The sequence below is a fragment of the Caulobacter sp. FG7 genome (assembly GCF_057808875.1).
This window is the reverse complement of record NZ_JBMDIW010000010.1, coordinates 72,002-83,677: the sequence shown is the minus strand read 5'-3', so window position 1 is coordinate 83,677 and position 11,676 is coordinate 72,002. Positions and strand designations below refer to the sequence as shown.

The window sequence follows — 11,676 nt, the reverse complement described above, 5'->3', positions numbered from 1 at the left end:
AGATGAGCGCCGCCCAGCAGAAAGCCGTTCCGCCCCGTCCCGGCCGCGGCGCCCAGGCCGCGCGCCTGGCCGAGATCCTGCGCGTCGACCAGGCCGGCGAACTGGCCGCCGTCCACATCTATCGCGGCCAGCAGGCGGTGATGAAGCACGCCCGCGGCCGCGAGCGCATCGCCGAGCAGCTGAAGGAGATGGAGGGCCACGAGCAGGTCCACCTGTCGCGCTTCGACGAACTGCTGTCCGAGCGCAAGGTGCGCCCGACCCTGATGTCGCCCCTGTGGCGGCTGGCCGCCTTCACCCTGGGCGCCGGCACCGCCCTGATCGGCGACAAGGCCGCCCATGCCTGCACCGAGGCCGTCGAGTCGGTGATCGAGAAACACTATGCCGGCCAGATCGACGAGCTGAAGGACCGCGATCCGGCCCTGGCCGCCGAGCTGTCCAAGTTCCGCGACGACGAGCTGATGCACCGCGACCTCGCCATCGAGGAAGGCGCCCACGAGGCTGCGGCCTACCCCCTGCTCAGCGCCGTCATCCAGACCGGCTGCAAGGTGGCCATCAAGATCAGCGAGAAGCTTTAAACGCCCCTCCCTCTCTATCCATGAGAGAGGGTTTCAAAGAGGCTCCCCCTCCCCTACCGATGATGGCTCGCCCTCGGGGGAGTCGCATGTCCGTTTCACCAGTTCAGTTTCTGGCCCTCGCCGCCGCCCTGCCGCTGATGATCGCCGCTGCGCCGGCAAAACCGGTAAAGCCCGCGCGCGCCGCGCCAACCGCCCAGACCCTGGCCACCGGCGGGGCGCTGAAGCCCGACCAGGCCGGCGTTCACATCGAGCATGTCGACCTGTCGATCGAGGTGTTCCCGCAGAGCAAGTCGATCTCAGGCGAGGCCGTGCTGGCCCTGCGCGCCGACCGCGACCTGCCCGTGATCGTGCTGGACCTCGATCGCGAGCTGCCGGTCTCGGCGGTGTCTTTGGACGGTCGCGACCTGCCGCCGACGGCCTGGCGCAATCCCGACGGCCGCCTCTCGATCACCCCGCCCGCGCCGATCCCGACCGGCCGCGCGACCGCCGTGCGCATCCGCTACGCCGGCGTGCCGGTGGAGGCCAACAACGCGCCGTGGGACGGCGGCTTCGTCTGGACCAAGACCCCCGACGGCCGCCCGTGGATCGCCACCGCCGTCCAGGGCGAGGGCTGCGACCTCTTCTGGCCGTGCATCGACCACCCGACCGGCGAGCCCGACCTCGTCGACCTGCACGTCACCGTTCCGGCCGGGCTGTCGGCGCCGTCGGGCGGGATCCTGATCGACGTCACCGAGGCCGGCGGCGGCCGTCGCACCTTCCACTGGCGGATGAAGACGCCCAACACCTACGCCGTGGCGCTCAACATCGGCCCCTATGTCCACCTGACCGCGCTCTACCGCAGCCGTTTCGGCGACAGCTTCCCGATCGAGTTCTGGGCCATCGAGGGCAACGAGGCCAAGGGCCGCGACCTGCTGGCCCAGTTCACCCCGATGCTCGACTTCTACGAAGGGATGATCGGACCCTACCCGTTCCGCTCGGAGAAGATGGGCGCGGTCGAGACCCCGCACCTGGGCATGGAGCACCAGACGCTGAACGCCTACGGCGCCGGCTACGCCAAGGAGATCTACGGCTTCGACTGGCTGCTGGAACACGAGCTGGCCCACGAATGGTTCGGCAACCAGATGACCAATGTCGACTGGGACGACATGTGGCTGCACGAGGCCTTCGGCACCTACATGCAACCGCTCTATTCGCAGTGGCTGCACGGCGACATGGAATACATGGTCCGCCTCAACGAGATGCGGGTGAAGAGCTTCAACAAGTTCCCCATCGTCTCGGGCAAGCCGATGGAGGAGGAAGCCGTCTACGACGCCAAGGTCGGGCCGGGCACCGACATCTACTACAAGGGCGCCAACATGCTGCACACGTTGCGCGGCCTGATCGGCGACGAGGCCTTCTTCACCGCCACCCGGGTGCTGGTCTATGGCCGCCCCGACCCGAAGCCCGGCAACTTCGCCCCGCGCTACGCGGTGACCGACGACTTCATCAAGGCGGTGAACGAGGCGACCGGCGCCGACTACCGCTGGTTCTTCGACGCCTATCTGCGCCACGCCGCGCTGCCCGAGCTGGTCGAGACCCGCGAGGGCGATGACCTGGTGCTAGCCTGGACGACCCCTGCCGGGCGCTTCCCCATGCCCGTCGAGGTCAAGGTCGGCGGCAAGCTGGTAACCCTGCCGATGGCCGACGGGACGGGCCGGGTGCGCGTCGGCGACGCCGTTCCGGTGATCGTCGACCCTGCTTCGAAGATCCTTCGCCGGCAACCGTATCTGGAGGCCTACCACGCCTGGAAGACCGCCAAGGACGCCTCCGACAAGGCCAAGACCCGGCCGGTCAATCCGAAGAAATAGTCATCTTCCGTTGACCGTGTTCCTTCACGGTTTGCGAGGCATGCGGCCTTAGGACTCAAGGCTCCACCGCGAGCCGAGCCCATGCTGACGCCCAACCATGTCGTTATCGCCGCCAAGGCCGTGCTGTTCGTCGGGGCGGCCAGCGCCGTAACCCTGATGCTCGGCCCGTTCCAGGGCCTGGAACAGGCCTTCGGGCTCAGCGACAAGGCCGCGCACGCCCTGGCGTTCGGCGGCCTGACCGCCATGGCCTTCCTGGCCTTCCCGAAGATGCGCCGCAACGATCTGGCGATCGCCGCGATCCTGCTGGGGGCCAGCGCCGAGATCGCCCAGCTGTTCGCCCACCGCAGCGCCAGCTTCACCGATTTCGCCGCCGACGTCGCCGGCATCGCCGTCGTCTACCTGGCCAGCCACATCGAGGCCGTCCGCCGCGACGCCCGCGAACGCGGCGCCATGCGCTTCTCGGACATCTCGGCCCAGCGCCAGCGCCGCCGTCGCCGCAAGAGCAGCGTCGTCATGCCGGCCGCCTCCGTGGCCGCCGAAAGCGAAGCCGCCCACGGCAGCTTCGCCTCCCGCGCCGCCGCGCGTTTCCCGCGCGAGGCCTGATCCTTCGTCAGGTGATCCGCTTGACGCTGACCGGGTCGCTGCCCGGGAAGCTTTCTTCCAGGCCCTCGTCCAGCAGGGCTTCCTGGCGGCTTTCCGAGCACTCGACCTTCTCGGCCAGCTGGTCGTGCTTCTCGTTCTCGGCCAACGGCTTGTCGGCCACCTTCGAGTGCGGGGCCTCGATGTGACGGTCTTCCGGCCGCAGCTTGCCTTCGGACGCGCAGTCGGCGGTGGTCGCCGAGGTGCCGTGCGTGAAGTGGCGGCCGTCTTCCTTGTGATGCCTGTGACCGATCATGACCGGTTTCTCCCGTGCTTCGCCTGCGAGGGCGTCGAGAGATAAACCCGCAGGTCATGGCCGGGGTTGCTCCGCCTCCAGACAAGCGGCGCGAAGCAGGCTATGCAAACGCCATGCAAAAGCCGCTCATGTTGCTCGCCTGCCTTTTGCTGGGCGCCTGCGCTTCGACGCCTTCGGAGGCGCCCGCCCTCGCGCCGGCCCCCAAGCTCGCGGTCGAAACGCGCAACTACGCGACCACGCCCCTGACGCCGACCCCGTCCGACCTGCCGCCGGCCGAGGCCTTCGCCGCCGCCAGCTTCACCGCGCCCAATGGCGTGCGCCTGCCCTATCGCCTGCTGTCGCCGGCGACCAAGGAAAAGCTGCCGCTGGTGGTGATGCTGCATGGCTCGAGCGCCGTGGGCCACGACAACAAGGCCCAGATGGGTCCGTTCGTGCGCAGCTGGGCTCGTCCCGGCACGGCCAAGACCTTCCCGGCCTTCGTACTGGCGCCCCAGGCCCCGCTCCGCACCGCCAACTACGCCAAGGGCGCAGACCGGCTGCTGGCCTCGCGCCCCGGAACCAGCCTGCCGGCGATCCTGGCCCTGATCGACGACCTGTCGGCCCGCCTGCCGATCGACACCGACCGCATCTACCTCGTCGGCTTCTCGATGGGCGGATCGGCGGCGATGAACGCCGCGGCCCTGTCGCCGGGCAAGTTCGCCGCCGTCGCGGCCTTCTCCGGCGTGCCGCCAGAGCGCGCCCTGGCGGTCAAGGTCGCCCCGACGCCCGTGATGATCGTCCACGGCGACAAGGACCGCGAGAACCCCTACGCCCCCGATCTGGCCTGGGCCGGGGCCCTGGCCGACGCCGGCGGCGACGTGCGCTTCGTCTCCTATTCGGGCATGGCCCACGTGGTGCCGCCCGACATGATGCACGACGACGCCTGGCGCGCCTGGCTGTTCTCGCAGAAGCGCAAGAAGGGCTAGCTAGGCCGTCCAGGTCTCGGCGAAGACCCGCTGGAAGTTGCCGCCCAGCACCTTGTCGACCACTTTCGCCCGATAGCCCCGCCGCTTCAGCTCGTCGGCGATGACGGCGCAGCGATCGGGACGGTTCAGCCCGGTCACGAACGGCGGCGGCCCCTCGCCGGGCGCGGCCACGCCGGCGGCCTTGCGCTCTTCCAGGCTTTTGTTCCACTGGGCCATGCTTTCGGGCGAGGTGTCGAACGGCCACAGCAGGGCGTCGCTGCCGATGCCGACGTGGTCCTCGCCGCAGACCTTCAGGGCGTGGGTCAGGTGGGCGAAATAGACGTCCATCGAGGGCTGGGCCGGCGGCGCCGTCAGATAGGCCAGCTCGTAGATCCCCATCACGCCGCCGCGCTCGGCCATGGCTCGCATCAGCCGATCGGACTTGTTGCGCGGATGGGCGTGGACGGCGGCGGCCCCGGCGTGGGTGATCAGCACGGGCTTGCCGGACGCGGCGATGGCGCCCAGGCTGGACGGCTCGTCGCTGTGGCTGACGTCGATCGTCACGCCCTTCGCGTTCATGCGCTCCACCGCGCGCCGCCCCAGATCGGTCAAGCCGGTCGGCGGCGACGACATCGTGCCCGAGGCGAACGGCGTCGTCCGGTTGTAGCTCAGCCCCATGACCAGCACGCCGGCGGCGCGGAACTGGTCGATGGCGGCAAGATCGCCCTCCAGCATCTCCGACGCCTCGAACGAATAGATGATCCCCAAACGCCCGCTCGCCTTGGCGCGGGCGAAGTCGGCGACGGACGCGACCTTGAGATAGAGGTCGGGATTGAGCGCCACGGCCTTGTCGATGTCGGCGATGGAGACGGCGGTCTCGGCCCTGGTTTCCGTGCCCGGCCCGCCGATCGTCAGCTTGGCCGCCGTCAGGCCCGACGCCTTGACGAGGTCGCGGGCTTCCTGGTCCAGCGGCTTCTCACTATCCATGGGCAGGAGCAGATTGCCGTTGATCACGACGCCGGCGGCCTGTCCCGTCGCGGCCGAAGCGGTCGCGCTGGCGGCCAGCGAGGCGGCGGCCGCGCCCAGGAAGATGCGTCGCGTGGTGCTCATGGTCCCCTCCGAAAGAAATATGTAGGCGCCTACATATCCTTCCCATACCCGGGGTCGTCCAATGAAATTCCATCCATGATCCGATCGAACATCGACCGGCGGTCCAGGGCGTCGTCCAGTTGGTCGAGCCGGCGGACGAGGTCGCCGACCTCGGCGTCCAGCTCTCGCGCGGCGGTGTTGAAGGCATCCCAGACTGGTGAAAGTCTGGCGACCATCGCCCGCCCCTCTTCGGTCAGCGCGATCAGGCGGCGGCGCCCGTCTTCGGTGGATGTCTGCGAGGCGATCAGGCCGGCCTTCTCCATCGACCGGCTGGCTTCGCTGACCGAGACATGGGTGATGCGCAGGATCGCGGCGATCTCACCCACCGCCATCGGCGCGCCGCGCTCGACCAGCTGGCGCAGGACGCCGTACCAGCGCTGCTCGAACTTGACGCCGCGGGCCGCATAGACGCGCGAGCCGTCACGGTCGATCCGCTCGGAGACGCGCCGGAGGCGGGCCGCCAGCGCCTCGCCGCCGAAGCCGCGGCTGTAGTCTTCGGGATCGGACATGGCGGAATCCGCTGAAGGAAGAAACTAGCCTCCTTCTGAGCCATCCGCGTGCGGCAGCCTAGAGGCCAGCGCGCGTCAGGGCCTCGCGAACCACGTCGGGCGCGTGGTCGATGACCCGCAGATAGGCCAGCATGGCTGCGTCGGGGCGCGCCTCGCCATGCTCCAACTCGCTCAGCACCGGCAGGGGAATGGCGAAGGCCCGCGAGAACTCGGTCTGCGACAGTCCGCTGCGCCAGCGCACCGCCTGCACGAGCGCGCGGGACGAGCGGACCTCGCTGGGCGCGGCCTTGTCGTCGATGGCGATATCGGTCGTGGTCAGGCGCGCTGCGGCCATAGGATCTCTCCCTTCGCTGCTCTTCTCCCCGACCGCTCCTCTATACGCGTTCGATTGCACAAATTCGACGGCCCCACGTCGCCAATACGACGGTTCGAGGGCGGCTTAGCCAGGCAGTCAGCCTTGGGGCTTGGCCAGCAGGGCGCGCGCCTTGAGCTCGACCGCCTCGACGCCCTTCAGCGGATCGCCGGCGTCGTCGAGGATGTTGGAAAAGCGCTTGAGGTCCTGGGTGCTGATCCGCTTGATGCGGCGATCACGCGCCCATTCCATGCCGATCAGCTGGCCCAGGCGGCAAGCCTTGGGCAGCAGGGCCGGCTTCTCGGCCGGGCCGCCCTTGACCAGCAGCTTGCTGACGATGTCGTTCCAGTTGGGCGAGCCGGGGAAGCACAGGTTCAGGTCCTGGCAGTTGCCGGTCCAGAACCGCTTGTACCAGCGGGCGTGGTCGTCGTTCTCGAAACGCAGGCCGCGCGTGGGCTGGACCACATTGAGGCAGTCGCCCCGCACGAACTCCTGCGCGGACGCAGAGCCGGCCATCAGGCCGGCAAGCAAAAGGGCCGTCGCCCCCAAACGAAACGCCAAGTCTTCCTCCTGGAATCCTCCCCCCACGGAGGATGCTCACGGCTCGTTTAATCGCGCGCTTCGGACAGAAATGCGGCCGTCGCTTCAATGACTTCCACGAGCGTGAGTCGCTCGATGGTCACCCCTTCGGGCAGACTTGAAAAGAGCCTCGTGGGGGCGGCCGCATCCAGCATGACGAAGACGCCCCGGTCCTCGGCCCGGCGGATCAGGCGACCGAAGGCCTGGCTGATGCGGGCGCGGGCGATGGAGTCGTCGTAGCCCTTGCCGCCGAACTTGGTCCGCCTGGCCTTGTGCAGGATGTCCGGACGCGGCCAGGGCACGCGGTCGAAGACCAGCAGGCGCAAGGACCGGCCCGGCACGTCGACGCCGTCCCGGATCGCGTCTGTGCCCAGGAGACAGGCGTCCTCCTCGGCCCGGAAGATGTCGACCAGGGCGCCGGCCTCCAGCGGGTCCACATGCTGGGCGTAGAGCGGCAGGCCCTTGTCGGCCAAGGGCGCGGCGATACGCTCATGCACCGCTTTCAGCCGCCGGATGGCGGTGAACAGGCCCAGCGCCCCGCCGTTGGCGGCCAGGAACAGCTCGCGCATGGCCGCCGAGACCTGGCGCGCGTCCTCCTTGTTGACGTCGGTGACGACGAAGGCGCGGGCGTTCTTCTCGTAGTCGAAGGGCGAGGCCAGGCGCAGCACCTTGGGCGGCTGCGGCAGGCGGGCCGCGCCCGTGCGCATCTCGGCCAGGGCGAAGGGATCCTCCAGCGCCGGATCGACAAGGGTGGCGCTGGTCACCAGCACGCCGTGAGCAGGGGACAGCACCGCCGCCCGCAGCGGCTCGGTCGGATCCACCCAGTGGCGGCGGCAGGCCGCATCGACGACCCGGCCATAGAGGAAGGTCGCCTCGAACCAGTCGACGAAGTCGGGGTCGTCCTCCGCATCCTCGTCGATGGCCTTCAGGATCGAGCGCCAGGCCGGCAGGGTCATGCGCGCCCGGCGGTCCAGGCCCCGCAGCGCGCCTTCGATGCGGGCGCGTTCGGACGGCCCCAGGTGCTCGGCGTCCTCGTCGAGCACGTCCTCCAGCTGGCGGGCCAGGGCCAGCAGCGGGGCCTCGACCCCGGCCAGGGCCCGGGCGGCCTCGCCGGCCCGCTCGCGCACCAGGTCGACGGCCGGGCGGGCGGCGCATTGCAGGCCCAGTTCCGGTCCGCCGCGCTCGCTGGTGCGGGCGCGCAGCTGCTCGATGACGGCGACGAGATAGTTCTCGATCGGCCCGATCGGATTGACCTGGCCGTCAGGCGGCGCGATCCGTCCCGACCAGCCCTCGCCCGGCAGGGCGGTCGCCGCCTGGATCACCGCGCTCAGGGCCTGGCGGGCGCTTTCCTTGTCGCCCAGGATGTCGAGCAGGCGGTTTTCCAGTCCCCTGCCCCGCCGCCCGCGCCCTTCCGGACCGCGGATCCAGCGGCGCAGCTCAGCGGCCTCCGCGCCGGAAAGGGCGGCCGAGAAGGCGCTGTCGGCGGCGTCGAACAGGTGGTGGCCCTCGTCGAACACCACCCGCTTGACCGCCGTCGTCTCGTTGTCGCCCTTCAAGCCCCGCGCCGTGCGCGCGCCGTCGAAGGCCGCCTGGGTCATGACCAGGGCATGGTTGGCGATGACGATGTCGGCGCGCTTTGAGGCCCGCACGGCCTTTTCGATGAAACAGACGCGATAGTGCTGGCAGCCGGCGTGGATGCACTCGCCCCGGCGGTCGACCAGGTTGGCGGCGCTGGCTTGAGCCGACGGCGGCACGGCGAACAGGGTCGGCAGCCAGGCCGGATAGTCGCCGCCGGTCATGTCGCCGTCGCGGCTGACCCGCGCCCAGCGCGCGGCCAAGGCAAGGCCCACCAGGTCGCCATTGCCCAGCTGGGCGCTGTTGACCTGCTCCTGCAGATTCAGCAGGCACAGGTAGTTCTCGCGCCCCTTGCGGACCACCGCCTTGCGGGCCCGCACCTGCGGGTCGGGATAGATTGCGGCGCTCTCGCGCTCGATCTGGCGCTGCAAAGCCCGCGTGTAGGTGCTGATCCACACCGACGGGCCGTTGGCCTCGGCCCAGACGCTGGCGGGCGCCAGATAGCCCAGGGTCTTGCCGACGCCGGTGCCGGCCTCGGCCAGCATCATGCGAGGCTCGCCTTCACGGTCCCGGGGCTGGAAGGCGAACGAGGCCTCCCGGGCGTAGGTGTCCTGGGCCTCGCGCACCTCGTCGAGACCGGCGCGAGCCAGCAGCGACTTCAGGCGCTCGGAGGCGGCCTCGGGATCGATCGGGCGCGACAGCGGCTCGCCCAGCGGCGCCTGGTCTTCCCATTCGACGAGACGGCTCCAGACATCGAGGCCGGAGCTTCTGAACTGGTTGCCGACCGGAACCGAGCGCAGGGCGCCGACCACCGCCGGTCCCCACGACCAGCCGGCCCGGGCCAGGGTCTCGGCCACGGCCAGGGCCTCCTCACGCGAAGGGCGGGGCGTCAGGGCCAGTTCGCGCAGCAGGAAGTCGGCGGCCTCGCGCAGGGTCTGGGCCTGGGCGGCCGCCCCCTTCGGTTCCGGCAGGCCCAAGGCCATGGCCAGCCCCACCGACGACGGCGCGCAGAAGGTCGCCGGCCGGGTGAAGGCGTAGAGCTCCAGCACGTCGAAGATGCCGGGATAGCGCAGCGGGGCGTGCAGGTTCAGGCGCTTGGCCGTCATGGCCGCGTGGGCGACCAGCACCGGCCCGTGCTCGAACAGGTCGCGGGCGTCCGGCGGCCGGATCACCCGCCCCTCGCCCGAACCGTCAGCCAGTCCGGCGCGCGGGCCGGGCAGAACCACTAGGGCCGGGGCAAGGTCAAGATTCGGAGGAAGCGCGCTCACGAGCGTGGATTAACACTTTGGCGCGGGGAAACGAACGGGGAACTCAGCGCGCCTGCTCCCTCTCCCGTAAAATCCAGCCCCTTCATCCGCACAATCCCCGCGAAAGCGGGGACCCAGGCTTTTCTGCAAGGCGCGGCGCTCGACGATAAAACACCTGGGTCCCCGCTTTCGCGGGGATTTTACGGGGTTTGGTCTGCCTTACTTCCGCTGACCCGCGCTGGCCGCCCGCACCGGCTTGAACTCCGAGCCGGCGTTCCAGTCGGGCCAGACGCGCGAATTGGCGATCGCCTTGCCGGCTTCGTAGACCAGGGCCACGTCCTGGGCCGCGCCGCGCAGGTCCCAATCGGCGCTCCAGGCGTCGCAGGGCTGGTGGTAGCAGCGGGCGGTGTAGTCGGCGACCCAGGCGTCGCCGGCCGCGCGACCGCCGTTCAAGAGGTCGGCTCCACCGCCAAGGCCCATCACCAGCAGCACCGGCACGCCGCGCTTGGCCAGCGAGAAGTGGTCGGCGCGATAGAACAGCGCCCGCTCCGGCTTGGCGTCCGGCGTCACCGTGCGCCCTTGCGCGGCCGCGGCCTTGGCCAGGCCCTGCTCCAGCTCGTTCTGGCCGGCGCCGACCAGCACGATGTCCTTGGCCGGACCGGCCGTCTGCAGCACGTCGAGGGTGTAGTTGGCGGCCATCTTGCCCAGGGCCGCGTCACCGGCCTTCACGGCGTAGTATTCCGAGCCCAGCAGGCCACGCTCCTCGCCCGTCCAGGCGGCGAAGACGATAGAGCGTTGTGGCGCCGGGCCCTGCTTGAAGGCGCGCGCCACCTCGATCACGCCGGCCACGCCGATGGCGTCGTCGGCCGCGCCCGGACGGATCGTCTTGCCTTGCGCGTCCGGCGCGCCCACGCCGTAGGCGTCCCAGTGGGCGGCGTACATCAGGCTTTCGTCGGCATGGGTCGTACCCGGCAGACGGGCGACCACGTTGTGGCTGACCATCGGCTCGTGGGCCACCTTGTAGGCGGCCGAGAAGACCGCGCCCTTCAACGCCACCGGCTTGAACGACGGCTCGCGCGCCGAGCGCTTCAGCGCCTCGAAATCCAGGCCCGAGCGCTTGAAGAGGTCGACGGCCACGTCGCGCTGGATCCAGCCTTGCAGCTGCAGCTTCTCCTTGGCCGGGTCGGGACGGACGATGTCGTAGCCCTCACCGTTCGAGGCCTTCACCGTCGACCAGCCGTAGCCCGCGCCCAGGGTCTCGTGAACGATCAGCGCGCCGACCGCGCCACGGCGCACGGCCTCCTCGTACTTGTAGGTCCAGCGGGCGTAGTAGGTGGCCGCCTTGCCGCCGAACTTGCCGTAGGCGGGCTCGCCGGCCTCGGCCTCCAGGTCGGGGTCGCTGATCAGGAAGACGGCGACCTTGCCCTTGAGGTCCACGCCCTTGAAGTCGTCCCAGCCGCGCTCGGGCGCCGAAACCCCATAGCCGACGAACACCAGCGGCGCGTCCTTGATCGCCACCTTGTCGACCGGCAGCAGGGTCATGACCTGGGCCTGCTCGCCCTGGCCCAGGGCCACTGCGCCGCCGGCGGTGGAAAAGCTCATGGCCACCGGGCCGTCGATGCGGGTGTGCACCAGCGGCACCTTCTGGGTGTAGCTGCCCGCGTCGCCGGCCGGCTCCAGGCCCAGCGCCTTGAACTGGCCGGCGATGTAGTCGGTGGTCTTCTGCTCGGCCGGACCGCCCGGGGCGCGGCCGAGGAACTCGTCACTGGCCAGCACGCGGGTGATCTCCGACAGCTTGGCCGGATCGATCGGGCCGCTGTCGACCTTGGCGTCCTGCGCATGGGCCAGGGCCGGCAGGGCCAGGGCGGCGGTCAGCAGAAGGGCGGCGCGGGGGGACATGGGCGAACTCCGGAAATTGCGGGCCGACCCTAGGAAGCTCCGCCTGGATACGCAAACTTCGCACGTCGTTCTGTCGGAACTGTCGATTCCCCGCCAGAAACAGAA

General features: G+C 70.0%; 11 protein-coding genes. 4 read left to right on the top strand and 7 right to left on the bottom strand.

Annotated elements, in window-relative coordinates:
* Positions 1-2 precede the first annotated feature (2 nt).
* The 3 genes from ACODR1_RS10360 (at position 3) to ACODR1_RS10350 (ending at position 3,025) form a co-directional block, all read left to right on the top strand.
* Positions 3-575: a demethoxyubiquinone hydroxylase family protein gene (locus ACODR1_RS10360; protein WP_488880371.1), complete on the top strand. Its 573-nt coding sequence runs from the start codon at positions 3-5 to the stop codon at positions 573-575.
* 86 nt (positions 576-661) lie between these two features.
* Positions 662-2,422, top strand: coding sequence for a M1 family metallopeptidase (locus ACODR1_RS10355; protein WP_488880370.1), 1,761 nt, complete (start codon positions 662-664; stop codon positions 2,420-2,422).
* A gap of 81 nt (positions 2,423-2,503) precedes the next feature.
* Complete coding sequence (locus ACODR1_RS10350) at positions 2,504-3,025, top strand: VanZ family protein (protein ID WP_488880369.1); 522 nt, start codon at positions 2,504-2,506, stop codon at positions 3,023-3,025.
* A gap of 7 nt (positions 3,026-3,032) precedes the next feature.
* On the opposite strand, the gene ACODR1_RS10345 is transcribed toward ACODR1_RS10350, so the two are convergent.
* On the bottom strand, positions 3,033-3,317 hold the full coding sequence (locus tag ACODR1_RS10345; protein ID WP_488880368.1) for a hypothetical protein: 285 nt from the start codon (positions 3,315-3,317) through the stop codon (positions 3,033-3,035).
* Positions 3,318-3,445: 128 nt separating this feature from the next.
* Between ACODR1_RS10345 and ACODR1_RS10340 the strand changes: the two genes are divergently transcribed.
* Positions 3,446-4,282: a carboxylesterase family protein gene (locus tag ACODR1_RS10340; RefSeq protein ID WP_488880367.1), complete on the top strand. Its 837-nt coding sequence runs from the start codon at positions 3,446-3,448 to the stop codon at positions 4,280-4,282.
* Here the strand turns inward: ACODR1_RS10340 and ACODR1_RS10335 are convergent, their stop codons facing one another.
* The 6 genes from ACODR1_RS10335 to ACODR1_RS10310 all read right to left on the bottom strand — a co-directional run bounded on the left by ACODR1_RS10335 (position 4,283) and on the right by ACODR1_RS10310 (position 11,571).
* Positions 4,283-5,371, bottom strand: a complete 1,089-nt coding sequence (locus ACODR1_RS10335) for a dipeptidase (protein ID WP_488880366.1) — start codon at positions 5,369-5,371, stop codon at positions 4,283-4,285.
* 29 nt (positions 5,372-5,400) lie between these two features.
* Complete coding sequence (locus ACODR1_RS10330) at positions 5,401-5,919, bottom strand: MarR family winged helix-turn-helix transcriptional regulator (RefSeq protein ID WP_488880365.1); 519 nt, start codon at positions 5,917-5,919, stop codon at positions 5,401-5,403.
* A gap of 58 nt (positions 5,920-5,977) precedes the next feature.
* Entirely contained in the window at positions 5,978-6,253 is a 276-nt protein-coding gene (locus ACODR1_RS10325) for a helix-turn-helix domain-containing protein (protein ID WP_488880364.1), read from the bottom strand.
* A 117-nt stretch (positions 6,254-6,370) separates the two neighbouring features.
* Positions 6,371-6,832, bottom strand: coding sequence for a hypothetical protein (locus ACODR1_RS10320; RefSeq protein WP_488880363.1), 462 nt, complete (start codon positions 6,830-6,832; stop codon positions 6,371-6,373).
* Positions 6,833-6,879: 47 nt separating this feature from the next.
* Positions 6,880-9,693 carry an ATP-dependent DNA helicase gene (locus ACODR1_RS10315; protein ID WP_488880362.1) on the bottom strand — a complete coding sequence of 938 codons (2,814 nt, stop codon included), beginning with the start codon at positions 9,691-9,693 and terminating at the stop codon, positions 6,880-6,882.
* Between the two features lie 198 nt (positions 9,694-9,891).
* Positions 9,892-11,571, bottom strand: a complete 1,680-nt coding sequence (locus ACODR1_RS10310) for a M20/M25/M40 family metallo-hydrolase (RefSeq protein ID WP_488880361.1) — start codon at positions 11,569-11,571, stop codon at positions 9,892-9,894.
* Positions 11,572-11,676: the final 105 nt, after the last annotated feature.